Source organism: Pseudoruegeria sp. HB172150, assembly GCF_013184805.1.
Taxonomy (GTDB): domain Bacteria; phylum Pseudomonadota; class Alphaproteobacteria; order Rhodobacterales; family Rhodobacteraceae; genus Psychromarinibacter.
Genome location: NZ_JAATNG010000001.1, coordinates 1,719,715 through 1,744,967, shown reverse-complemented (window position 1 = coordinate 1,744,967; position 25,253 = coordinate 1,719,715). Strand labels below are relative to the sequence as shown.

19 protein-coding genes and 2 tRNA genes are annotated in these 25,253 nt (G+C 60.8%); 11 read left to right on the top strand and 10 right to left on the bottom strand.

Going from position 1 to position 25,253, the window contains the following annotated elements; translation table 11 throughout:
• Positions 1-62: 62 nt before the first annotated feature.
• From HCO70_RS08320 to HCO70_RS08285, 8 genes are all read left to right on the top strand, one after another.
• Entirely contained in the window at positions 63-281 is a 219-nt protein-coding gene (locus tag HCO70_RS08320) for a hypothetical protein (protein WP_172294855.1), read from the top strand.
• Positions 282-341: 60 nt separating this feature from the next.
• Positions 342-418: transfer RNA gene (locus HCO70_RS08315), tRNA-Ile, on the top strand.
• Between the two features lie 155 nt (positions 419-573).
• Complete coding sequence (locus HCO70_RS08310) at positions 574-2,613, top strand: ABC transporter substrate-binding protein (protein ID WP_172294853.1); 2,040 nt, start codon at positions 574-576, stop codon at positions 2,611-2,613.
• A gap of 116 nt (positions 2,614-2,729) precedes the next feature.
• Positions 2,730-3,644, top strand: a complete 915-nt coding sequence (locus HCO70_RS08305; protein ID WP_172294851.1) for a glycerophosphodiester phosphodiesterase family protein — start codon at positions 2,730-2,732, stop codon at positions 3,642-3,644.
• Between the two features lie 110 nt (positions 3,645-3,754).
• Positions 3,755-4,768 (top strand): ABC transporter permease, encoded by a 1,014-nt coding sequence (locus HCO70_RS08300; protein WP_172294849.1) that lies wholly within the window; start codon positions 3,755-3,757, stop codon positions 4,766-4,768.
• On the top strand, positions 4,768-5,964 hold the full coding sequence (locus HCO70_RS08295) for an ABC transporter permease (protein ID WP_172294847.1): 1,197 nt from the start codon (positions 4,768-4,770) through the stop codon (positions 5,962-5,964). The genes HCO70_RS08300 and HCO70_RS08295 overlap by 1 nt, the downstream gene beginning before the upstream one ends.
• Complete coding sequence (locus tag HCO70_RS08290; protein WP_172294845.1) at positions 5,961-6,971, top strand: ABC transporter ATP-binding protein; 1,011 nt, start codon at positions 5,961-5,963, stop codon at positions 6,969-6,971. Before HCO70_RS08295 ends, HCO70_RS08290 begins: the two co-directional genes overlap by 4 nt.
• Positions 6,971-7,828, top strand: coding sequence for an ATP-binding cassette domain-containing protein (locus HCO70_RS08285; RefSeq protein WP_172294843.1), 858 nt, complete (start codon positions 6,971-6,973; stop codon positions 7,826-7,828). The genes HCO70_RS08290 and HCO70_RS08285 overlap by 1 nt, the downstream gene beginning before the upstream one ends.
• A 165-nt stretch (positions 7,829-7,993) precedes the next feature.
• On the opposite strand, the gene HCO70_RS08280 is transcribed toward HCO70_RS08285, so the two are convergent.
• From HCO70_RS08280 to HCO70_RS08270, 3 genes are read right to left on the bottom strand one after another with little or no spacing between them, the layout of a single operon-like run.
• Complete coding sequence (locus HCO70_RS08280) at positions 7,994-9,544, bottom strand: trypsin-like serine protease (protein WP_172294841.1); 1,551 nt, start codon at positions 9,542-9,544, stop codon at positions 7,994-7,996.
• 10 nt (positions 9,545-9,554) lie between these two features.
• Complete coding sequence (locus tag HCO70_RS08275) at positions 9,555-12,251, bottom strand: S8 family serine peptidase (protein ID WP_172294839.1); 2,697 nt, start codon at positions 12,249-12,251, stop codon at positions 9,555-9,557.
• Positions 12,252-12,291: 40 nt separating this feature from the next.
• Complete coding sequence (locus HCO70_RS08270; RefSeq protein ID WP_172294837.1) at positions 12,292-13,914, bottom strand: hypothetical protein; 1,623 nt, start codon at positions 13,912-13,914, stop codon at positions 12,292-12,294.
• Positions 13,915-14,248: 334 nt separating this feature from the next.
• Between HCO70_RS08270 and HCO70_RS08265 the strand changes: the two genes are divergently transcribed.
• Positions 14,249-14,494 (top strand): hypothetical protein, encoded by a 246-nt coding sequence (locus HCO70_RS08265; protein ID WP_172294835.1) that lies wholly within the window; start codon positions 14,249-14,251, stop codon positions 14,492-14,494.
• Between the two features lie 530 nt (positions 14,495-15,024).
• Here HCO70_RS08265 and dmeF read toward each other — a convergent pair.
• From dmeF to HCO70_RS08250, 3 genes are all read right to left on the bottom strand, one after another.
• Complete coding sequence (gene dmeF, locus HCO70_RS08260; protein WP_172294833.1) at positions 15,025-15,978, bottom strand: CDF family Co(II)/Ni(II) efflux transporter DmeF; 954 nt, start codon at positions 15,976-15,978, stop codon at positions 15,025-15,027.
• 29 nt (positions 15,979-16,007) lie between these two features.
• A complete protein-coding gene (locus tag HCO70_RS08255; RefSeq protein WP_172294831.1) occupies positions 16,008-16,280 on the bottom strand; it encodes a metal/formaldehyde-sensitive transcriptional repressor in 273 nt (90 codons plus the stop codon).
• Between the two features lie 377 nt (positions 16,281-16,657).
• Complete coding sequence (locus HCO70_RS08250; protein WP_172294829.1) at positions 16,658-17,968, bottom strand: ATP-binding protein; 1,311 nt, start codon at positions 17,966-17,968, stop codon at positions 16,658-16,660.
• A 44-nt stretch (positions 17,969-18,012) separates the two neighbouring features.
• On the opposite strand from HCO70_RS08250, the gene HCO70_RS08245 reads away from it, so the two are divergent.
• Positions 18,013-18,921 carry an MBL fold metallo-hydrolase gene (locus HCO70_RS08245; RefSeq protein WP_172294827.1) on the top strand — a complete coding sequence of 303 codons (909 nt, stop codon included), beginning with the start codon at positions 18,013-18,015 and terminating at the stop codon, positions 18,919-18,921.
• A gap of 69 nt (positions 18,922-18,990) precedes the next feature.
• Positions 18,991-19,065: transfer RNA gene (locus HCO70_RS08240), tRNA-Asn, on the top strand.
• 500 nt (positions 19,066-19,565) lie between these two features.
• On the opposite strand, the gene HCO70_RS24615 is transcribed toward HCO70_RS08240, so the two are convergent.
• From HCO70_RS24615 to HCO70_RS08225, 4 genes are all read right to left on the bottom strand, one after another.
• Entirely contained in the window at positions 19,566-20,009 is a 444-nt protein-coding gene (locus HCO70_RS24615; protein ID WP_216665303.1) for a hypothetical protein, read from the bottom strand.
• Complete coding sequence (locus HCO70_RS08235) at positions 19,981-20,835, bottom strand: hypothetical protein (protein ID WP_172294825.1); 855 nt, start codon at positions 20,833-20,835, stop codon at positions 19,981-19,983. The genes HCO70_RS24615 and HCO70_RS08235 overlap by 29 nt, the downstream gene beginning before the upstream one ends.
• Before the next feature lie 607 nt (positions 20,836-21,442).
• Positions 21,443-21,820: a hypothetical protein gene (locus HCO70_RS08230; RefSeq protein WP_172294823.1), complete on the bottom strand. Its 378-nt coding sequence runs from the start codon at positions 21,818-21,820 to the stop codon at positions 21,443-21,445.
• Positions 21,813-24,896, bottom strand: a complete 3,084-nt coding sequence (locus HCO70_RS08225) for a phage tail length tape measure family protein (RefSeq protein WP_172294821.1) — start codon at positions 24,894-24,896, stop codon at positions 21,813-21,815. Before HCO70_RS08225 ends, HCO70_RS08230 begins: the two co-directional genes overlap by 8 nt.
• Positions 24,897-25,253: the final 357 nt, after the last annotated feature.

Below are 25,253 nucleotides of genomic sequence, written 5' to 3'. Positions count from 1 at the left end.
TTCTTTGAACCGGCACAGCCCGGCGCCCGACACATGCAGGACACCAGCAAGGGACAGCCAGGATGAAGCTTCGCATTGCCATCTGTATAGCCTCCGCGCTTTGCCTTGCCGCACTGACCGGCGCCATGGAAAACTGCGGCACGCTCCGCGCCTGTCTTGCGGACGCAACAGCCGCCCATGCCACCGCCGCCGCTTATTTCACCGATACCGGCGAAGAAATCATCACCGCCGAGGAGGCCCTGGAAACCGACCGCCGCCTCACCGCGCTGATCGGTGGTTGAGCCCGAATGACCAAGCCAGCTTGACCCCCGCCCGATCTCTGGTAATCACCACCGGACGGCGGGCCTGTAGCTCAATTGGTTAGAGCAGAGCGCTCATAACGCTTTGGTTGGGGGTTCAAGTCCCTCCGGGCCTACCAGATCTCCCCCGTTCCCGTATGACAGTTCCGTAACGATATCTCGCCCTTAGCGAGTATTACCCTCTTCTCTGTGGATAACTTTGCCGTTGTCACATTGGCGAAACATTGCCTAGGCTTTGTCCCGCATACCAATCCGCTTTCAAACGGGGAAAATCATGAAACAGGGACTGATCAGCGCAGGTGCCTTGCTCCTGCTATCGACATCGGCATGGGCAGCGTGCCCTGCGATTACGCAGAGCGACATGCAGGGCGTCTCCGCCGGCGCATTTCCGCAGCAATACGACCTGACGGAATTTCAGGAAGCAGCCGGCTGCGAGATGGAATTCGCCGCCAACCCCGAAATCGAGGCGCTGAACGGCGAGATCCAGGGCAACCCCGAACTGCCGCCGCTGGCCGATCGCCTGCCCTCCGAACCGCTGGTCGTCGTGCCCTATGATTCCGTCGGCGCCTATGGCGGCACCCTGCACGCCCTGTCGAACGCGACAGAGGCCGGCACCTCCGACTTCCTGTCGGTCCGCCACGTGAACCTCGTCCGCTATTCCGACGACCTGAACACCATTGTTCCGAACGTCGCCAAGTCTTGGAGCTGGAACGACGACTTCACCGAACTGACCTTCACCCTGCGCGAAGGCCACAAGTGGTCCGATGGCGCGCCCTTCACCTCGGCCGACGTCAAGTTCTGGTACGACAACATCTCGCTGGACTCGAAGGTCATCGAAAAGGCCAAGGACTACGTCCTCGTCGCCGGCGAGCCGATGACCGTCGAAACGCCCGACGACGTGACCGTCGTCTTCAAGCTGCCCTCGCCGAAGCCCGGCCTTCTGGCCCACTTCGCGACCAGCTTCGCCCAGGCCTTCCTGCCGGTGCACTTCCTTGGCCAGTACCACCCCGACATCAACCCGGATGCCGACGCGCTGGCGCAGGAATGCGGCTTCGAAACCGGGCTGGAAGTCATCACCGCCTATTTCGGCAACTCGGACTGGACGGACACGCCCACGCCGATGCTGAACAATCCCGACAAGCTGGATTGCCTGCCCAAGGCCACCTACCCGACGCTGGAATCGCATATCTACACCAGCGACACCACAGAGGGCCGGACGCTCGTCGCCAACCCCTATTTCTTCATGGTCGACACCACCGGCCAGCAGCTGCCCTACATCTCGCGTCAGGATGAGCTTTACGCCAATGACAACGAGGTTCGGATTCTCAAGCTGGTCAACGGCGAGGCCGACTACAAGTCGCAGTCGCTCACCCTTGGTTCGGCGCCGCTTCTGCTCGACTCGATGGAAGCCGGCGATTACGCGATCCAGCTGAAACCCACCATCGCGATGCCGTCCTTCTCGTTCAACGTGACGTCCGAGGACGAAGGCAAGCGCGAGGTCTTCGGCAACATCAAGTTCCGCGAAGCGATGTCCGTGGCGATCGACCGGAACGAGCTGAACGAAGTGGCCTTCTTCGGCCAGGGCGAGCCAAAGCAATACATCGGTTTCTCGCCGACACCGTCCTGGGTCGATCCTGCACTGACCGGCTACATGGCCGAATACGATCCGGAAACGGCGAAAACGCTCCTCGACGAGATCGGCATGGTCGACACCGATGGCGACGGTTTCCGTGAACTGCCGAACGGCGATCAGATCGTCCTGAACATGCAGTTCGCCACGCAGGGCATCGGCGGCGAAGTCGTCGAACTGGTCGCGCAGAACTGGGCCGATGTCGGCATCCAGACCACGGTGAAAGAGGTCACGCCGGATGAATACCGTTCCGCGCAGTCCTCCAACCAGCTCGACGTCGGCATGTGGGAAAAGGGCCAGCCGGTCGCCATCGTGCTCGGCAATAACGAGCTGTGGGTGCCGCCGTTCGAGAACTACTTCGGCCACCGCACCGGCATGCTCTGGGCTGAATGGGTCGACACCGACGGTGCCTCGGGCGTCGAGCCGCCGGACTTCGTGAAAAGCCTGATGGACGACGTCGCCGCTTTCCAGGGCGCCGAGCCCGGCTCCGACGAGCAAGCCGAAGTCGGCGCGCGCATGGCGGAAACGATGACAAAGAACCTGCTGTTCATCGGGACCGTTCAGGCGCCGAACGTTATCTATCACCGCAATGCGCTGAAGAACTTCACCGAGTTCCAGACGCAATCCTACGAATACTACCGGACCTTCCCGTACCTTCCGGTCCAGTGGTACTTCGACGAATGATCTGACACAGGGCGCGGCCCCGGCTTTCCGGCCGGGGCCGCGCACTCCGCCACGCTCCTGTTACCCGAACCGGTTAGCCAGATCGCACCGACTGCGTTCACCGACAGGAGAGTCCCATGCACCGCCGAGAGTTTCTGGCCGCCGCCGCGGCCGCTTCCGTTTTTGCGCCCAAAGTTCTGACCGCGCAGGAAAAACTGTTCATCAAGCAGTTCGACAGCGCCGAAGCACTGGCCGCCTATTCCCGCCTGTCCGCGCTGCAGGTCAGCCAGCCGCTGCTGATGGCGCATCGCGCCGGCTACAGCCCGCAGGGCGGCCTGCCGGAATGCTCGATCCCCTCCGCCGAACTGGTGATCCGAACCGGCCCGGCAATGATCGAGATCGACGTGCGCCGCACCTCCGACGGCGCCATGGTCTGCCTGCATGACAGCACACTCGACCGCGAGACCACCGGCACCGGAGAAGTAAAGGACGTCACCCTGGCCGAATTCAAGGCGCTCAAGCTGCGCGACGCGAACGGCGATCCCACGGAAATCGGCCCCTCGACCTTCGAAGAGTTCCTCGCCTGGGGCGAGAACGGCGCGCTTCTCTGGCTCGACACCAAGGACGTGGACCCGGCGACGCTGGTCGCGATGATCCGCGATCACGCTGCCGAGGCGCGGGTCATCGTTTCGGCCTACGGCAGGGAAACCCTGGACAAGTACATGGCCGAGGACGCCGGCCTCGTGCATTTCGTGCCGCTGATCCCGGCGCTCGATCTGCCCGACCTCCCAAGCGTTCTGGCCACTGGCCTGCCAGCCAGCCACATGATCGGCTTTGCCGGCTGGTACGTCCCCAACCTGCGCGGTTCCCTCGACATGGCCGAGGCCGACATCCCCGCCCTGCTCGACCTCGGCCGCGCCGATCAGCGCCTGACGCCCGACGCGATGGACCCGATGCTCTACGAGAACGCGGTGAAGGAAGGTTTTCCGATGATGAATACTGACCAATACGCGCGCGTGCTCGAGATACTCGGGATCACCGATTGGGCATGACCGCATCACGATGATCAAAAAAGCGGCTCGGGCGGCGACTGCCGCCCGAAGTTTTCTTGACCCGCCCCCCGATTCCCCGCTTCATTCGGAAAAAAGCTCCTAGGGGACGGATGCTACAATTCCTGCAGTTTGCGGCGGTCCGCGCAGCCATGGCGATGTTCACGCTGCTGATGGTGTCGCTCATCGTCTTCACCCTGATGGAGCTGGTGCCGGGCACCTGCGCCGAGCGCTACCTTGCCTTCAAGAACACGCAGGGCTCCGGCATCTCTGTCGCCGACATCGAGGCAGAGGAACGTCGCCTCGGCCTCGACCGCCCCTTCCTTGTCCGCTGGGGCAGCTGGGTCGGCAACGTGTTCCTGCATGGCGAATTCGGCGACAGCTGCATTCTGCGCCTCAACATCAACGACCTTCTGGGAGACAAATTCCTCATATCTCTGGCGATATGCCTGACATCGCTATTCTTGGCATACCTCATAGCCATACCCGTCGGGATCATATCCGCCTCATCAAAGAACGCCTGGCTTAACGGTTCCTTGCGCTTCGCGTCCTACCTGGGCCTTGCCATGCCGAACTTCCTGCTGGCGCTGATGATCATGCTTGCCTCCACGGTCCTCTTCGGCGACTCGATGACCGGGCTTTTTTCCAACGAGTACAGAGACGCAGACTGGTCCATGGCGAAGCTGCAGGATTTCCTGTCGCGCGCCTGGCTGCCGGTCTTCATCCTCGGCTGGTCCGCAACCGCCTTCGCGCTGCAGACCGTCCGAGCCCTGATGCTCGATGAGCAATCCAAGCTCTACGTCACAGCCGCCCGTGCCCGCGGCCTCTACGGCCGCCGCCTGCTCTGGCGCTATCCCGCCCGCCACTCGCTCGGACCCATCATCAACTCGCTCGGCTTCGACCTGAACCGCATCTTCAACGAGCTGCCCATCGTCGCCTTGATCCTGACTCTGACCGAGGCCGGCGCGCTCCTGCTCGAGGCGCTCGCCCGTTCCAACGACCAGCAGCTTGCCGGCGCCATCATCTTCCTGCTCACCGCCACCATCGTCGGGGTGAACTTCATCACAGACATCGCACTGGCGCTGATTGACCCGCGCATCCGCAAGTCCGTGGTCGGAGGTCACTGATGGCACAGTTCGACCCCACCAAGCCCAACCTCGCCGAAACCACCGGCCCCACCGTCGACGTGGTCGAGACCGAAGACGCGATCTCGCGTCGCGCCAAGGAAGCCTATTTCACCGCCACCCAGCGACAGCTGATCTGGGCACGGTTCAAGAAGAACCGCACCGCGATGTTCGCGGCGTCGATCCTGATCGCGCTGATCCTGATGGGCCTCTTCGCGCCGTTCCTGTCGCCCTACGACCCGACGATCAAGGGCCGCAACAAGGACTACACCAACGGCGCCCCGCAGATCCCGCAGTTCTGCGACCAGAATGGCTGTTCCTGGCGGCCCTTCATCCACGGCGTCAAACGCGAACGCTCCATCGCCACCAACTTCCGCTGGGTGACGGCCGTCGACCCCGAAGACCGCCGCTATGTCTATTTCTTCGTCGAGGGCCAGCCCTACAAGCTCTTCGGCTTCATCCCCGGCCACATCCGCCTCTTCGGCGTGGACGAAGGCTTCATCCACCTCTTCGGCACCGACGACACCGGTAAGGACATCTTCAGCCGGACGCTCCACGCGGTCTTCACATCCCTCGCGGTGGGTACGCTCGGCGTGCTCATCTCCTTCGTTCTCGCGCTGATCATAGGAGGGGTGGCCGGCTATTTCGGTGGCATCACGGACGGGATCATCCAGATGGTCACGGACGCGATCCGAACCATCCCCATCATCCCGCTCTTCATGGCCATCGCCGCCTTCATCCCCGACACATGGTCGTCGGAGACGCGGTTCTTCGTGATCTCGATCATCATCGGCTTCATCAACTGGCCGACGCTCGCGCGCCGCGTCCGCACCCACCTGCTGGTCGAGCGCACCCAGGAATACGTCCTCGCCGCCCAGCTCTGCGGCGCCAGGCCGGGCCACATCATCCGCAAGCACCTGCTGCCTTCCTTCACTTCCTACATCATCGTCGACCTCGTGATCTCCTTCCCCTACATCGTTCTGTCCGAAACCGCGCTCTCCTTCATCGGCCTCGGCCTGAAGGACCCGGTCAACTCGCTGGGCGTCATGCTGCAGAACACCACTTCCGCCGACGTCCTGCTGAACTACCAGTGGTACTTCATCCCGGTCTTCTTCTTCATCGCGCTGGTGATGTCCTTCGTCTTCGTCGGCGACGGGCTGCGCGATGCCGCCGACCCCTATTCGAGTAGCAAGAAATGACCGAGACACCGCTGGTCGAAGTCGAGAACCTGACGATCCAGTTCAAGACGGACGAGGGTCTGATCACCGCCGTCGAGAACGTGAACTTCCACATCATGCCGGGCGAGGTGCTGGGCCTCGTGGGCGAATCCGGCTCCGGCAAGTCGGTCACCGCCAAGTCGTTGATGCGCCTGAACGGTGACAACACCGTCTACGCCCCCGGCTCGCATATCCGCCTGAACGTGCCCGGCAAGGCGCCGCTGGAAGTGCTGGAGATCAAACGCGAAAGCCAGATGATCCAGATCCGTGGCGGCGCCATCTCGATGATCTTCCAGGAGCCGATGGCCAGCTTCGCCCCGGCCCTCACCATCGGCAAACAGATGGTCGAGCAGCTGCAGCTGCACACCGACATGTCGAAGAAACAGGCGACCGAGCTCAGCATCGAGATGCTCGACCGCGTCGGCATCACCGAGCCCTCCAGGCGCATCAACCAGTATGCCTTCGAATTCTCCGGCGGCATGCGCCAGCGGGCGATGATCGCCATGGCGCTCTCGACCAAGCCGAAGATGCTCATCGCCGACGAGCCGACAACCGCCCTCGACGTGACGATCCAGGCCCAGGTCATCGACCTGATGAAGGACCTCGTCGCCGAATTCGGCATGGGCATCCTGTTTATCACCCACGACCTCGGCGTGATCGCGCAGACGGCCGACCGGGTCGCCGTCATGTATCTCGGCCGGATCATGGAATCCGGCCCGGTGCGCGAGGTGATCCGCCGCCCCGCCCATGCCTACACGCAGGGCCTGCTGAACGCCCTGCCCAAGCTTGACGACCTCGACGCGCCCTTGACGCCGATCGCCGGCGACATCCCCAGCCCGCTGGAACGCCCGCGCGGCTGCGTCTTCCATCCGCGCAACCCGACGCTGCAGCCGGGCTCGCGCTACGAGACAGAGGTGCCGCCGATGTCCGAGGTCTCGCCCGGCCACTTCGCCGCCCTCTTCCCCGAAGACATCCCGGGAGCCGCGTGATGGCCGAACCGCTGATCAAGGTCGACGACGTCTCGATCCTGTTCCCGCTCGGCCGCCGGCTGATCGGCCAGCCGCCGATGCTGCGCGCCATCGACCACGTCTCGCTGGAGATCCCCAAGGGCTCCTTCTACGGCCTCGTCGGCGAATCCGGCTCCGGCAAGACCACGCTGGGCCGCGCCATGCTGCGCGCCGCGCCGATCACCGAGGGCACGATCCGCTACAATGATGGCGAGGTCGATTACGACATCGGCAGCATCGGCAAGGCGGAACTGCGCGACTACCGCAGGCGCGCGCAGCTCATCTTTCAGGACCCCTATGCCGCGCTCAGCCCGCGGATGACCGTCCGCGACATCATCGCCGAACCGCTGGAAGTCATGGGCCTGACGAAAACGCGCGCCGAGACCGACGCCCGCGTCCGCGAGATCGCCGCCAAGTGCCGCCTGAACCTCGAACACCTGCGCCGCTACCCGCACGCCTTCTCCGGCGGTCAGAGACAGCGGATCTCCATCGCGCGGGCGCTGGTGACGGGCCCGAAATTCGTCGTCGCCGACGAATCCGTGGCCGCGCTGGACGTCTCGATCCAGGCCGATATCCTGAACCTTCTCAAGACCCTGCAGCGCGATCTTGACCTGACATTCCTGTTCATCAGCCACGACCTGTCGGTCGTCGCCCATGTCTGCGACTTCGTCACCGTACTCTACCACGGCAAGATCATGGAACAGGCCCCGACCCGCCAGCTTTTCGCCGATCCGCAGCACGAGTACACCAAGTGCCTGCTGTCGGCGATCCCGTCGCTCGACCCCGACAACCGCCAGCGCGCAAGGGTCTACAGGCCCGAGGGCGAGACGGCGGGATAGCCTGCGCAGACTGCGGCGACGCGGCCGCGCAACGGTCCCGGCCCCTGAAGTAGCCCATACTCAAAACCACTGAACGAACAGGATAATCCCAGGATTCAGGGCTCGCCCTCGTTCGCAAACTCCCCCGACCAATCTAACGGGTGTTGGCTTCCCGGACCTCCGCGATCAGTTTCCGTCACCGGCAACACTGAATGGAGGCGTCATCAGGCCCGCTGTTCGCCAGATCTGATCGGGTCCGGCAATTCCTTCGATCCAGTCTAGGACAAGATCGGTATCGACGCGGACGATGTTGCGTTCGTACTGGTTCTCCAGGGGCGTATCCGTATACACCTCATGGCAATTGAGCGGGTTGAGACTGCCGGACACAACCCCCATGAGCACCCATTTTCCGAACCCGTCCCGGCTTCCGTCGGCCCATTTGAACATGCCGCTGCCGCTGTCCCCTGCGCACAGGCCCAGAGACTCGTCGTGGAAAATCCCTTCCTGTAAGCCGTCGCATCCGATGTCCGAGGTTTCAGAGCCATACAGGCACTCAGTGAGGCGGCGGAACGTGTATTTCATGGCCCGCTTGTTTCCTGCCAGCCCGTCGAGTCCGACACCGAAACCGAAGGTGACGAAGACATTCCCTGCGATCCCCGCGTCGGTCTGCCAGATACTCGGCCCGGTTTCCTCCGAAGCAAGCGCGGCCCGCGCGCGCCCTGCCGTTTCATACTCGACGCCCAGGTCCCGCAGCCGCTGGACCGCCGATAAGAGGCTTCCATCTTCCAGCGTAAGGATCGCCAGATCCCCGTTGGACTGGCGGTACTCCAGCGGAAGCCCGCTGTCAGCGCAGATATCCGATCCGGAGTGATTGAAGAAATGCACCCCTTCCGGATCGAGGGATATTCCTGCCCAATACCCTGGAATTCCGATTGATGCGGTGATCTCGTCAGACAATATGCCATTGGCGACCTCGTCGCAGACGCAATGCGCCGCCGTCAAAAGATGGTTGTCCGAGATCAGGGTGCCGGTGCAGATCGTTCCCCGGTGCGTCGACATCAGGCGGGCGGCGTAGAGAGCGCAATGCGTCGTCTCATCCCCGTTCGCAGCGCCGCAATCGACCGGGACGGGTGATGCCGCCACTTCCAACCGGCGCTCCGTGGGCTCGTCCGGGCCAATTTCCACTCCCAGGTTCCGCACGATGATGATGTCACCGGTGTTCGACGCCTCGTCGCGAAAGTTGCCCGGCAGTTCCAGGATTCCCACGGCGGACTGGTCGCCAAAGAGATCGCGGAACCGCGACGTGTCCTGTGGAAGCCCGATTTCCGATATGCTTTGCGTGACCACCAGTTCGCCCTGTTCCACGCGCGCGGTAAACGCGGCTCCGTCACGGAACAGGATCCGGACGGGTGCGCCATTCGAAACGGCAAGGTCCTCGACCGCCACCCAGTCCTGTTCCCGCAGGGTGGCGAGCCTGCCCGTGATCCGCTCGGACTGCTCTACCGGCAATACGGGCCGGTCCGGCTCTGCCAGGTTGAAGGATTCGACCCATTCCAGCGTGCCCAGCTTGTCCAGCTGCAACGTCTTGGCGTTGCCTGCTAGCGCCTCGGAAATCTGGCTGTCGGTGTTTGCATAGGGCGTCAGGTACAGGACCTTCGGCCCGGATTGCGCGGATGCGGACGGTGCGATCGCGACCAGCACCAGGAAGCCGCACAAAATGTGTAACGTCTTTTGCATCTCTGCCCCCTCAGAGCTTTGTAAGATCGACGGCGCCGTAGCCGGTTTCGACCGAGTATTCCGGACCTTTGGGATTGCACAGGGCGATCAGCTGCCTGCGCAGGTCGGCGGAACCGGGAAAGCCGCTGGCGCGCCCTGAAAGAAGGGCCAGCACGCCCGCGACCTGCGCCGCCGCAGCGGAAGTTCCGCCGAATCCGAAGGGCTGGCCCGGATGGCTGAACAGCGCCAGCGGATCGGCCGCGAACCCGCCGGGGCCAGCGATATCCGCTGTCGCTACCGGCAGCGTATCCTGCCCGAACGCGTGCTCCGGTAGCTTTTCGCCGTACCAGTCGCAGCGGAACGGAGGATTGTCGGCCCGGTCCGACGGTGCAACAGCACAAAGGCCGGGTCCGAATTGGCTGTAGACCGGCCGGCTGAACATCGTCCGGTCAATCGTGTCCGGCGCACCTTCGTAATTCGCGCTTCCGATCACGATGATCCCGGTGTTGCGAAAGGCATCGCGCCGCTCGGCATCGGACAGGTCGGGCTCTTCCGCCGTGTTCTCCGCCTCGCCGGTTGCTGCAAGCCCGGTGGCGAGCAGCGCGGCCATGGGCCCGTCGGCGAAGGCATTGAAACGAGCCTCAAGCTCACTTTCGTTGACGATCATGTTGAACTGGCGCGCCATGCGGCGCAATTGATCCAGGACGGCGCGCCGGCCGTCGGGATCGGCCATAAGCTCCAGGACCGGGAGGTAGTCCTCGAACGACGCCGGGTAGGCCAGGCGATTGCCGCCACGGTTGCCGGAAGGAATGACCACCGGAACGAAAATCTGTGCCACAAGGATCGCGACGATGAACGGGTCGCAGACAGGAAGCCCCTCTTCTATGAAGGCGTCGACGATGGCGCCGGGACCGGGGCGGCGTGTGTTGCCGGCCGCCTCCGCCGCACGTGCGGCTTCCAGTCTTGCGGCAGTCAGATAGCCGGCGTCTTCCTTGTCAGGTCGCGGAAAATCGAGCGACAACAGGACCGCCGCAACCTTTGCGGCAACCGAGGTTTCCGGTGCGCAATTGCCGGAGGTGTCCTTGCGGTGGCCATCCAGCGCCAGCGCCAGCACCTGTACACCCAGTTCGAACCGGTCCTCGTGATCGTCCCGCGCAAGGTTCGCCGCGCGCACGGGCAAGACCTTGGCCTCCGGCGCCACGCCGAACGTCCTGCCATCCATCCGCCCGGCGATCAGGCCGGCCATCGCCGTTCCGTGGCCGATCCCCTTCGAGGACATGCACCACGGATCGTCCTGCGGCATCGGGTAGTCAAGGTTCACGAACTCGCCCTCGATCGCAGCCGCAATTGCCGGGTGCTCGGTATCCACGGCGGTGTCGATTATCCCGACAACCGTGCCCGCACCCTTAACCTCGGGCGGCAGCGTATCTGCCCCCAGCGCGACGAGGTTCCAGGCAAAGGCCCCGCTGGTCGGGTCCCCCATGACCGGCGCTGCGGCGATACCGGACAGCCGGCCGAGGAGATGGCAGTTGGCCTCGGCATCCGCGTTCAGTTCCGTGACGGCGTCGGTAATGATCTCGTCGGCGACCAGCCGCACTATCGGGAAGGCCGCCCGCGCGATCAGCACGCCGGCTTCTGTGTCGGAGGCATAGTGGACGCCGGCATATTCCCGGTTCACGCTGATCCGTTCCGCGATATCGAAGAGCCGTCCGACAAGGGCGGAGTCTTCGTAGACCTCTGCCAGGCCATGGGCGATCAGGTGGGTCTGCGTCGCGTGGGCGCTGGGGTACGAGGAATGCGTCGGCACCTCGATGGCCGGTTCAATCCGCGGGTCGAATACGTTCGGACGCAACCGGCCGAACCGGCGCTTGAAATGATAGGCGATGACGTAGCCGGCCATGTCCATCACGTTGATCAGGCGAAGCACAGCGCCCGGCGGCCCGGCGAAATCCGAGATCGCGTTCAGGAATGGTGTTGCGATATCCCCGATCTCGACATTGATCTCGCGTTGGCGGCGGCGGCGCTCTTTGCTTTTCTGCATCTGAAGCAGCAGCTCGATTTCGTTATTCGCAATGGTGCCAACGTAATCGGGGTCGGACAGGTAATAGGGCGGGCGGGCGCCGGGTGCCCGCAGAAGTTCGACAATCGCCGGGACCACCTCGCTGATACGCTGCCGATAATAAGCGATCTCCTCCTCGAACAGGAAATCCAGCACGGCCTGTTGACCGCCTTCGCGGTTGGTCGACCGGCCCCGTCCCCGGCCACGCCCCCTGCCGCGTCCGCGTCCCCGGCCCCTGCCACGCCCCCGCCCGCGTCCGACGCCGCGCACGCTTTCCGCAGCGAAGACACCAGCCGGGAACGTCCCTGGGTCGCTCTCGCAGACGGTAAGCCGCTCGGGAAAAATCGCATCGGGCGGCACCGCATCGCCGGTGACCAGCACGGTTGAAATGGCATCGACCGAGGTCGAAACAAGGTAGGTCGACGTACGGCTGAAATAGAGACCGGCCAGGTCCAGCGTCTCGCCATCTTGGGTCTGGTAGCATCCACCGGTGATTCCCGGAACGAACCGGTCCTGTGCGCGATTGATGATGCCGCGCAGCAATGACGCCAGATCGTTCGTCTCCGGAAACGTAAGGCAATCCGTCGGTTGCGCAAGACCGGGAACAGCATTGGCGAGGAAGGTGGCGCTCGACGCGCCGGCCACGAAGGAACGTCTGTTAAGTATCATTTGAGCCTCCCAAAAATAATTCCGAAAAGGTCAGTCAGGATCAGCGATTAAGGCCCAGCACGCGGAACGTCTGGCCGATGGCCTCGCGGCTTACCGTGCTGGGCAAAGGATAGGTCGGATCTAAAATGCCTTCGGGGCCGAAGCCCTGATCGATCTCGCGGACACGGCCGATCATGCGCAGCGCATCGTCGTGCCGGCCCAGACTGGACAGGCTGGCGCTGCAATGGCGCATGACGGCCAGAAAATCCGGCATGCGCGACAGGACCGATTGCGACACGCGAACGGCCGTTTCATGGTCGCCGCTTAGGGTCGACGTGATCGCCAGTGACGATTGGAAAAGCGGGCGATAAGGGCTGAACTGCCCCAATCTGCTGGCAATCTGACTATATTTCAGGGCGGTCTCGACATCTTCGCGGTAGACCGCATTCATCGCCGAAAAGTCCCAGCAGATGGCAAGGTTCGGCGCCGACTTGCGCGCAAGTGTCAGCATTTCCGCCCCGAGCGTGAATTCCCGCAGTCCGAAACCATAAACATGGCCAACCAGCGCCAGCACTATGGGGTTCTGAGGATCGAGGGCGCGGGCCCTGATGGCATGCTCCTCCGCTTCTTCTATGTCGGCGGATCGCACGGCATCTTCGCCCATCGTATTCACGATGGACAGGGCATAGCAGGCGCTGGACATCGCGGAACCCTGCAAATCAGCCCGCGTCGACAGGTAGTTCCGCACTTGACGCTGCCCGGCCCGCGACATTCCAAGGAGCCTGTGCAACACGCCAATCATCGACGCGGGCGAGTTGGATCGCTGATCGTTCCTCAATTCCTGATTCCGGAAACAGGCGATCAGGATCGCATCCACAGTGTGGTTGGCAAAATCGATCGCTTCCTGCGGTGTGAACAGGAATGGCCCCGCCTGATCAGCAGCAAGCGACCGGTTCCACAAAAGCTGTCGGCTGGGTGCCGCGTAGACCGACACGCTCATCTGGGCCATGGTGCCCACCTTGATGACTTGCAGCTCGACCAGCATCTTCGGGTCCGGGATGGTGGCTATGCCCCCGTCTCTGTCGGCCGGCTCCGAGTGCCTGAAATCGTAAAGGTCGACGACATCGTAGGCGCGCAGACCTTCGGCCACATAGTCGAGTATCCGGGAAGCAAGCAACGCACAGTGCGGATCGTCTACCTGCGAACGAACGGGCACGATGCCGATCGAAAGTTGGCGTACCACTTCCGGAACCATCCCGGACAGGTTCGAGGTAAGTTGCCTCCGTCCGGCCCTCTCCGTCTGCAGCCAGTCATCGAAATGCGATCCGATCGTGGTCGGCGCATCCTCGAAGAACTCCATCCCCCCGACCGGCATCTCGACGGAGTCCACCATGTCTTCAAGCCAGACATAAGTACGATCCGCGCGTAAGAAGTCTCCCACGTCGCCCAGATCGCGTCGCAGCGCGGCCAGTGTCGCCCGCAGGCTTCCGGCCGCCTGGGCTTCGTCGCTGCGCGGCCAGAGCGTGGCTTTCAGATAGTCCCGCGTTTTCTTCTGCTGATCCGACGCCGCCAGGATTGCGAGCAACGCACGATGACGCGCGCCGGTGATCCTGATCTCGACCCCGTCGGCTTCGAGCCGAAAATTTCCGGCAAGCTTGATCCTAATGTTGCTTCCGTGTGACAACTGCGTGCCCTCCTGACACGAGCGGACCACAGATAAGAAACGGTGCTCAACAGGTCTTACGTTGAGGCATTCACAATTAACGCAAGCTTAACGATTCCGCGTCATCCTTTCCATCATTTCAGCCATGCATGCATTTGTTTTGTATGCCTGATCCGGGAAAATTCACCTCCGATTGGCACCAAATTGCAGAATTCGCGCGAAATTCGCGCATCTTTCTTGCTGGCATCGCGGTGCATTCATGGGCTGCGTACAGGATGGCGGCGGTCCCGCAATACATGATCCAGACCGGACGAAACGCGGGACGGATCGACCGGTCAATTGGAAGGAAGTTATTATGAAACTGATGCAAACAGTCGTTTTCTCGGCATCTCTCGCTCCGATCCTGGTTCTGTCCGCAGCTGCGCACGCAGGTTCGAGCTATCCGACGGTCGCACGCGCGGTGGCTGTGCCTACCCCGATCTACCGCCCCTGTACGCAACTGGAGCGGTCCGCAGGGATCGCGGAAAGCCAGTGTGGCTCGATGACGCTGAGCCAGGTCGTTGCCACCAAGGCAGAGAACGACTCCGACGAAGACGAATGATCAAACGCTGAATGATCCTGAAGGAGCCGGCTAAGCCGGCTCCTTTTCGATGGTGGAGCCCATTCAAGATGAGTGTGAATGGCATCGTCCGCTGGTGAATGCTCGGCACCGGTCTCGATCGTCAGACGTAACGCATCCGCATCCATCCAGCCCAGCATTAACACCTCGCCCGTCCGCGCATCGCTGGTGATGCAGGGCAAAAGGCCATCCGGATCGACAAGAGCTTTGGATACAGGAAGGATGCCAACGGTATTCTGAGAATTGTGCCGCACCATACGTCACTTCCCCACCAACCCTGAAGCGGTACGTCCCAGCCGCGCGAAGTTGCGGTTTCTTGACGGTTTTCAAGCCATGACACGCCTTCTGGCGACCACGGAAGACGTCAGCCCGCATACCGGCCCGAGACACCGTTTTGGAAGCGTCCAGCGCCATACGTGCCGCAATCGCCTCGACAAAGCCGCGATGCGTAAGAACACCGGGCGATGTGGAACAAGCATGAAGCCGATGGCAGCTCGCTGGCCAGGCTTTCGTTACGCGTTTTGCCCCACTTGGTGTACCTCCACTGTGGTGTGTGACACGTGATCGATCTGTTGAAGCTTTCCCTTGTACTCGGAAGCAGCCTTCGGAGCTTCTGAAGCGACGGAGGCGATGACCGAATAGTGTCCGGGACCGATCTGCCAGACATGCAGGTCAGTAAGCGTATCCGCGTCGGTCTCGACGGCTTCACGCACTTTCGTCTCAATTTCCCCGCCATCCGGCACGCGATCCAGCAATACGCCGCCGGTGTCTCGGATCAGCCCCCACGACCAACGCGAGATTACAATCGCACCAATGATTCCCATCACTGGGTCAGCCCAGAACCACCCGTAGGTGCGCCCCAGAAACAGGGCAACAATAGCAAGGACCGAGGTTAGGGCATCTGCCAGCACATGTAGGTATGCCGCTCGCAGATTGTTGTCCCGAGCATGCTCGTGATGGTTGTGATCGTGCCGGTGATCATGGTGCCCATGGCTATGATTATGGTGGTGGTCGTCTCGAAGAAGCCACGCACTCACTAAGTTGACGATCAGGCCGACGACCGCCACCAATATGGCCTGACTGAAGCTGATCGATACAGGTTCCACCAGCCGCAGCAGACTTTCCCAACCGATCAAGAGCGCAATCAAAGCCAACACCACCGCACTTGCAAAGCCGGCAAGATCGCCGACTTTGCCGGTGCCGAAACTGAACTGGCGGTTGTTGGCGTTCTTCCGCGCGAACCTGTAGGCCAGAACGGCGATCAGCATAGCCCCTGCGTGAGTGGACATGTGCCACCCGTCCGCGATGAGCGCCATGGACCCGAACCAATGACCAGCCGTGATCTCAACGATCATCATCGTGGCGGTTAGCGCAATGACCAGCCAGATCTTCTGCTCGTTGCGTTCCTGGTTCGCGCCGAGAAAGATGTGCTCATGAGCGAGAGTCGCGACATCTGTGTGACCCATGGCATCTCTCCTCTGGACCATCTCTCTCGTCATTTCAGGTACGACCTCAGAATCTGGATCATTTCTTCCGCACCCTTCTCTCGGGCGGCGGTATCGGCTGCATCGACCACGTGACTACGCAGATGCTCTTCGAAGACTTCATTCGTTAGACCGTTCATGGCCCCGCGAATGGAGGCAATCTGCCGAAGCACTTCCGTACAATCGACATCCGCTTCTAACGCGCGCTCGACTCCTTCAACCTGTCCTTTGATCCTGCGAAGACGGGCAATCAGTCTGGAATTGTCGCGGTTGAGGTGGGACATGTTGCGCTCCAAATTAGTATAGGGGGGTATACTATATTGAGGCTGCTCGGCAATCCAGGAAGGACGGGCGAAGCGCGCCAAAACTCATACGGTTCTGGCTCCGGCGAAACCACCGTTTCTGACTAGTAGTTTGACTCCGACCTTGGCGCAGGCGCAGGAAAAGCTCGCTCTGCCCCCGTCTTCGTCGTCCGGTATCCATTTCCCACCCCTTCTTCTCGTCCCGAATGCGCCCTCCCAAGCGTTATCCAATGCTCCGGGGGGCCACTTTTGCGGACCAACCACCTCAAACCTGTGGCCCGCTCCATGTCCCCACCATAGGTTTGCGCCAACATGCCTGAAATCAATGGCTTGACCCCCCGTCCCCATGGGGACGCCCCCTAGCGGGCCAGCACCAGGTCCGCTTTCAGCCCCCCCATTCCATCACTCTCCCCCAGCACCAGCGTCCCGCCATGCCGCCGCGCGATATCCCTCGCGATGGCCAGCCCCAGCCCGACCCCGGTCCCCTTGTCCTGGTTCCTCGCCTCGTCCAGCCGGGCGAAGGGCTTCAGGGCCTCCTCCCGCCGGTCCTCCGGTATCCCCGGCCCGTCATCCTCCACCGAGATCCGGACCGCCCGCTCCGATACCGCCACCCGCACCTCGCAGCGGCTGCCATACCGAAGGGCATTCCCGATCAGGTTCTCCAGCGCCCGCCCCACCGCCATCGGCCGCAGCTTCGCCCTGCCCTCGCCCGTCACCTGCGCCAGCCCTGCGCCATCGCCGAACCGTCCGATCACTTCCTTCACCAGCGCCACCGGATCGCACTCGACCGGATCGTCCAGCGACTCCTCCCGCGCGAAGGCCAGGAATTCGTCCAGCAGCCGCTCCATGTCGTCGACGTCCCGCTTCAGCGCCGCCACCTCATCGCCCGGCTCCAGCATCGACAGCTCCAGCTTCATCCGCGTCAGCGGCGTCCGCATGTCGTGACTGACCCCCGACAGCATCATCGTCCGCTGCTCCATCTGCCGCTCGATCCTTGCCCGCATGTCGAGAAAGGCATTCCCCGCCGCCCGTACCTCGTTCGCACCGGACGGCCGGTATGGCACGATCCGCCCTCGCCCGAACTCCGTCGCCGCTTCGGCCAGTCGATTGATCGGCCTCAACTGATTGCGCAGGAAGACAAACGCGATGACCGTCAGCAGGATGCCGGTGAAGATCATCAGCACCAACAGCTGATGCGGGTTAGACGCTGAGACACGGCGGCGATCGAATGTCGCCTCCAGCACGCCCTTGTCCGATGCCAGCCAGAGCGTCACCTCCCTCGACGAACGGGCCAGATCGGCAGCAATCACGCCTTCCATTTCGTCCCGCAGAGTCTCGATCATCTGCTTTCCGGAGAAATCGTAGAACCAGAGGGACGACTCTCCCGGCGGCTCAACGGGCAGCTCAGTGACGTAATTCAGCGGCCCAGCAATTGTCGCCAAAGCCTGCCCTGCGGCAGCCACACTATCGGCGGAGTTTATCGCGTCCCGCAGGAAGCGCAGCTCCAGAGCGATGTTTCGGGTCATCTGTTCCGTTACGCCTTCGAAATGGCGCTGGATGAACACGACCGACACCACCAGCTGCAACGTCACCACTGGAACCAGAAGGATCAGCGCCGCACGCCCGTACAGCGACCGCGGCATATATGTTTTGGCCCAGGCGAAGTTCATGGGATAGCAATAGCCTCGTTGGTACCGGGCAAGGAAGCGTTTCCATGAACATGGCCGAGCAGAGCCCCGTTGCTGGCGAGCCCTTGGTGCTCGAGCCAGGGCTCCGGCGCATCCTTGCGCCCAACCCGTCCCCGATGGCCCTTCACGGGACAAACACTTACTTTCTAGGGGAAGGTGATGTCGCCATCATTGATCCCGGCCCGGCGATGCCGGAACATCTTGGTGCGATCCAGCACGCGCTGAACAAGGGTGAACGGTTCACACATATCCTTGTCACACACGCGCATCTTGATCATTCCGGCCTCGCCCCACTCCTGGCGGAACAGACCGGCGCACCTGTTCTTGCCCGCGGCAATGCTTTCGCTGGTCGCAGCGAAACAATGCGGGCGCTTGCTCGCCAGGGGTTGAGCGGTGGCGGTGAGGGTCTGGATAACGGGTTCCGCGCTGACGTATTGCTGGCAGATGGTGAGATAGTCGGCGGTAATGACTGGACGTTGCAGGTACTTCACACACCCGGGCATGCGGCAAACCATGTTTCCTTCCGTTGGGGCGACACGGTCTTCACCGGCGACACGGTCATGGGCTGGGCCAGCACGCTCGTTTCACCGCCGGACGGAGACTTGAGCGCGTTCATGCGCTCCGTTGAACGGATCAAAGCGCTAGATTCTCGTGTCTTCTATCCCGGGCACGGCTCCCCTATCACGGAGACCAATGCACGCTGCGAGTGGTTGCTTGCACATCGCCGCCAGCGTGAGGAGGAGATCTTGTTGGAACTGAGCAATGGCTCTGCAACCGTGGCGGCTCTGACTGCTGCCATCTACGTTGACACGCCGCCAGCTCTGCTTCCCGCTGCAGAGCGGAACGTCTTCGCTCACCTTATTGATCTCGTGGAGAGAAAGCAGGCCCACGCCCATCCGAGCCTATCGATTTCAGCGCGGTTCCACCGCGTGTGACAGATCGCAAAATCAACCGTTTTCCCTCTGGACGCGGTGAATCGGTGTTGTTATACGGACAGCCGGTGTTCCGGCGTAGCTCAGCGGTAGAGCAGTTGACTGTTAATCAATTGGTCGTAGGTTCGATCCCTACCGCCGGAGCCAAAAAACCCCTTATAATTCAGTTTGTTGCAGTGAAATTTAGCAACGTGAGATTGTTCGCTTGACAGCGAAATACGGTGATTCACCCCGCTGTTTTTGACCTTTTGTCACATAAAGGGGTGAATAAGGGGTGAATCATTTTGGGGTGAATCGGATCGCTTTTCCGGGGTGAGACTAGAAGACGATACGAATCGTCACATAGCCGGAGCATCCAACTCGGAAACGCTTAATCTCCCTAATAGTAGTGATTGGATGGCTCCTTACAATCGATTGTAGCGGGCTCAAGGTTTGAGCCATACGTCTGACTCACAAGCCCAAAAACCGGAAAAGGACTCCTGCGGCAAAATAGACGATTGTGACTCAAGCCTTGAAATTGACGCTTAAGGCTTCTATTTGGTTTGCATGAGCGGACTCCGCGAGCGTTGGGACCGTCCTTAGCCGGCAAGTTGGGATGACGTCACGCAGCGGGGGCTTCCGGTAAAGCCAGATCGGGTACGCGCCGGTCAGTCCGCTTCTTTTTCCCAAATCGGTGCATCACGCGAACTTGCGGTTGGGATCGCAGTGATGACGTGCCAACAGTCTCTCTCAACCGACCAATCCAACACGCATTTGATCCAAACATGGCCCTTCTTTCTCCAAAGGATTGGTCGACCGTTGTTTCCAATCGATATTTTGTCAGGATCAACGCAACAAAACGCAACCATATGTACCAGCGTTCGAAAGCCAAGCTTATCGGTAGAATAATTCTTTCGCGTTTGATGGCTTTCGATGTGTGCAAGGCCGAAGCCTGCGTGTCTACCATTGTCGAAACCATTCAAGAGGCGAACAAGCCCCTCGGCTCTACCAAGTTTTAAGGCCATAGCCTCATCAATTACGCCCACATGCATGGCACCGTTAGGTGCCATCACTGACCGAAACTCAGGCTGAATAGGGTTGTTTTTGTCCACCCGCTGTACCGCTCGCATCGCTCTCGTCTTTGTAAATGAACGCAAGGCTACCTTCTACGAGCTTGAGCCAAGCGTCTCGGTCGGCTCTTGGCCAAACGGACTTCGGAGAGGGCAAATGCGCAAGAAGTGCTCTGATCAGTGGGTCCACATTATCAAACTCTCCCCCGCTTCCGCCGTCACCAGCGCCCCCCGCTTCGCCTCCCCTCTGATCATGGCTACCGCCATTTCCTTCTGCCTTCCCTTCGCCATGGCTCGATCCTTCGCCCGCTTCGCGAAGTTTCGCAGGGCGAACAAGTTTATCTCTTCCGCTTTCAAAGTACCCTGCTGTCTCTGCCGAACGCTCAAATACCTGCCTAGCTCGCTCTGACTGCTTTTCCGCCACTCCGAAGCCAACGAGTCTGCGTTCCAATGCAGCCGCTGGTGGCAAATGGCCCGCCCTGAAACTATCGTAGATTGTTCGGAACAAATCCACACGAAGAAATGCGTCGGCTTTCGCCGTACGCTCCCATTCAGGGTCGATTATCTTTAGCCCAAGATCCGTCAGTTCAACGGTATCAGCCCCACGAGGCGCGTTGATCAGCCCGAATTGCTTCGCCGTAGACACTCTCGTACGAAAGCCTGAGCTTTTGGTACTAAGGCTCAACTGCGCAGCCAACTCATCCGGCTGGACGGTGCCGCCGCCATTACGTTCGAAGGCGGCTGCCGCAACCTCAATCGCCGCAGAAAGGTCCATGTACGGAAAGTCGATTGTCGACCGCTGCCTTCGGGCCACCCCGTCACTGTCTGCGGGTTCGTTCACTTGTGGTTTGACGTCTTGCTCTTCCATAACGCGCTCCCATCGGCCACCCGGGAAATGCCCGAGTATATAGCCTTGGGGGCTGAAAACTTCAAGGACAATGTCTGCCGTGTCTGCGGACTTTTCATATGCCCTTGTTTTGAATCACAATTTCTGAAGGCGGTATGCTGGTTTGATAGCGATGCGCTTCCTAAGAACCTATCCATTTGGGTCGTAATAGCGAACCCGTGGCAATTGGACGTTTGGAGTTTCCTCGCCAATTTCTCGTAAGGCACGTTTGTGTATGTCCTGCGGCGCGCGTGGGATAAGGCCACCCTTCCGGAGATTGACCTTGTGTTGGTCGATCGCCGCCCTGCGGTTCATTCGCTCCGAAATTGTCAGGAAGACGTACGCTGCAATCAAAACTGGTAGTATCCACGCAAATCTTTCCATCGCCAGCCCCTCGGTTGCAATGTCACTGTCAGACAAGGTACGAAAGACTGCTGGATTTATGAAGGTGGAGGCGAGGGAGCCTCACTCACCTAGCTCCCTCGCTCAATTTAGACAGGCCAGAGGCAGGCCCGCCCTTTGCGGAGCGTAGGCTGTCACGGCTATCCACGCCCTGCGGTGGCAACGTTTACGTTGTGTTTTCGCAACGTCAACGCGATAGTCCCGGTGGATGGCGAATAATTGCCTTCGCAACAAAACGCGAAACCGCGTCGCCGGGGTTGTGGTCTGGAAACCATGCGCGAGGGTCGTGCTTGAAGTGGGCGCGCTCGTTCGCAGCCCACGCCTTCACGTCCGGGTCCGGGCATATCTCGACAAGTGCTTTCACCTCATCCGCTGGGATTGGCTGCAAAACGGTCGGTGAAAAGCGATCACGCGTCCGCAGTTCGCGTACGGCGTCCCCCAACGCGCCGGGGCGGTGGATTAGCCCGCCGTGCCGGTGGTCCTGCCGGGCTTTCAGGTTCGAAGCGTATCCGACGTAATCGGTTCCGGGCACGGTAAAGAGATAGACGGGCGCCCACTTACCCATTCTTAGCCTGCGCCTTCTGTCCAGCCATGGCGGCCTGTTGCGCGATTTGCGTTTGAGACTTCCGAAACGAGTCCGCATCCGGTGTTTGAATGTGCCAAGTGTAGTTATTGGTGACGCCGCCGCGACCGCCCTTGCCGTTGCCCGCGCCGTTTCCATCATCCATCTCGACCGGAACCTTGCGGCCTTTGCTCAGCGGGATAACTGCTTCATTCGGATGGAGCACCGCAGGGATGCCGGACGTGTTGTGCGTACCTTCCGCATACTGTCGGATGCCAACCGGGTCTTTCGGGTCGTCCTCTTCTGCCTCGTCATCGCTGCCACTGAATAGCGATCCAAGCAGCGATACGCCCGCGCCTACAAGAAGACCTGTCATACCGCCGCCGCTAAAGAGGCCGCCACCTCCGCCGCCACTGGATGCGCTTCGCATGCTTGCTGCTGCGGTGTTACCACCAGACACGATGCCGTTTTGCATCTGCATTGCTGCCGTCTGCCCGCCGCTGTTTATCTGTGTGTTCATGACAGCGCCGGACGATGTTGCGGCAGTGTTCATTTGCGATGCGATAGTGCTTCCGGTGGTTTGTCCCGCCTGCGTGGATGCCGATACAATGGCGTTGCGCATAATCTCCGCGCCCTGCGTGGAACCGTTCACAATCGCATTGGACATGGAAGCACCTTCGCTGAGGCTGGCAGCATCTGTGGTTTCTTCCCCGCCGAGCTTGGCGATAGTCTTGCCAATGCCCATGCCGTTTTCGTCCCAGCCGAATAGCTGCAAAATCTCTTTGGTCGCTTGATCGGCGATCACGTCGGCAAACGTCCCGAGTATGGCATCGCCCAAGGACTCAAGGCTAAAATCCCCGGTCATTAGATCGCGGATTCCATCGCGAAGGTTGCCAATTACACCTTCCTCGATCTGGTTTCCGGCTTCCGTCCACGACGGAACGGAATCCACAAATTCTTTCGCCGGGTTTCGCGCCAGTTCGGTTAGTTCTTTTTGAAGGCGTTCGGCTGCCTCGATCTGGCGAACCATAGCAAGCGTGGACTCATCCAGCGGGTTGACGCCGCTAAGCATCGCCTCGCCCAATACCTTCGCTGCGGCTTCGGAGTCGGTGTAGCCCATGGCCAGAAGCTGCAATGCGTTATTCTCTGCCTGAATGCTTTCAAGGCTGGAATCCAGCGCTTCATTCATTTCTTTCAGCGCTTCCGCGAAGGTCTTGACGTCAGATGCGGAACCGCCCCCGCCGCCACCCTTTTTTGTCTTGGGATTAAAGACGTCTACGAGGTCCACGACATTGCGAGGTAGCGGTTTGGAGGTGTCCCCGAACCCTAGGATGGTATCACCACCAACTGTTCCTCCGTATTTGTCATTCGATAGACCGAAGCTAAGCCCGGTCTTGTCTGGGACCGGCAGGCCGCTGACAGGGTCTAGCGTCCCGCTCTGTGCGCCAATCATTTGGCTTGCGGCTGCGGCTGCCCGGAGTTGACTTGCGAGTACCCCAGCCTGTTGGGCCGCCGCGCCTATGTTCCCCGCCATGTTTACGTTGGCGATAACACGGGCAGCATCTGCGCCGCCTTCAAGCTCTTTCTTTGCCTTAGCCATGATCGCGCGAACGGCGTCGGACTCGTTGCTCAACTCGGCGGTTGCCGCAAGCGCCTTCCGAAGCGCTTTCGGGAAATCGGCGAGTTCGATTCCTGTTGACTCCGCGTAGTCGCGCAACTTTTGGAGCGCCGCAACTTGTGCGTCGAGCCCATCGGCCTTGCTGTAGTCATGCAAAAGGTCGTTAAGCTCGCGGGCCTGCGGCGTCGTGATACCGAACGTGTTGGACAGGTTGTCCAGCGTAGTTTTCAGTTCGTGACCACCAGTTGCCGCCGTCGAGAATGCGCGGGCCGATTTTTCGATTTCGGCGGCATTGTCGGCGAGCGCGTCGCGGATTTCGCCTATCTTCAACTGCGTTTGAATCATTGCCATTTCGCGGGCGCGTTCTGCGGCCTTGCCAAACTTGGCGGATAGTTCGTCAGACGTCATTTGGAGCACGTCCAACGTGCTCGACAGGTCGGAGGAAAGGGTTTTTAGGCTACTCAACTGGTCTTCGAGCGACTTGCCAGCATCCTCAGCGGACCATGCGTTGATTGCCCACTGTGCAAGGGCCGCGCCGCCCGCGATAACGCCTATGGTCAGCAAGCTCATTGGGCTGACCATGGAAAGGAAACCGGCCTTCATGGTGGAAAAGATTTGAGCCCGCGTGCCCATCATGGCCCAAAGCTGGTTTAGCTGTGTACCTTGTTGAATCGCGAGGATGAGCGGGCTTTGACCGCTCGCGAGCATAACGCCAATGTCGTTTAGCTGTGCGGTCATGTATGCCGTCTGGTGCCCGCTCGCTTTCATTGCTGCGCCGTATTGACCGGCTGCGACAGAGGACGCGGAAAGCTGCGCTGCGGCGCGCTCGCGGGCTGCGCTTGCTACCTGCGCCGATAGCGCGCCTTCGCGTTCTGCAAGTGCAATTTCTTCTAGTGCCGTCTCGTATTGTTTGGATGCGGCATAAAGCGGGTTGTACTGGCCCTTGAGGCGTTCCAGTGCGGCGCTGGCCTCATCGCTGGCGCGCTGGTTCGCACGAATGGTCGTATTAATTTCTTCTAGCTGACGGTTCGCGCGGTTCGCGGCGCTGGCTGCGCTGTTGAATTCGGCGGTCGCAAGCGTGATGTCGGCAGGGCTGGCTGCGTTTCGTACCGTCTGATTGAATTGCGCATAGGCCTTTTCCAGCTTCACAATCCCTGCCGTGTTCCCGGCGAAGTTCATCCGTTCCATAGAACGTGCAAAGCGATTGCTCGCTGTGGTCGTGGCATTCATCATCGAAGCGGCAAGGCGTTTCACTGCCGCGTCGGTCTGTGTCAGCGCCTTTTCTGTCGTCTTTGCGGCTGTCGTGGCCTTGGATGCATCGATGCGCTGAAAGGCTCCGTCTGTAGCCTTGTCGGCGGTCTGTACGGCGGCTTTGATTGCGTTGATTGCACCGACAAATTCGCGCGCGCCACTCTTTGCGGCTGCCGCATTGATTTTTAGACGGAGTTCGTGGGTTTCCATTAGATAGGGGCCTGTTCTGGATTGATGCGCGTCGCTTCCGCCCAACCAGAACCAAGAAACGGAAGCGACGCGCTGGGAGCGCGCGGCGATGGGGAGAAGGCATGCCCGCCGCGCATATTTGCGGGAGGACTAGACCACGCAAATTAGAATGAATCGTCAGGCGCTAGGTGATAAGTCCTGTTTGCGCTTTTCGCCCGAGATTAAAAACGAAAAGAGTAATGCGCCTGACATGTGGAATTATACCATTGAATCCGGTGTTTCGCCAAATGCGAACGGGTCATTTTGGCATGTTTACTAGGCCGAAAATGAGGTAAATTTTCTAAGGGGCATATTGCGAGTTGGACGAATATTTTGAAT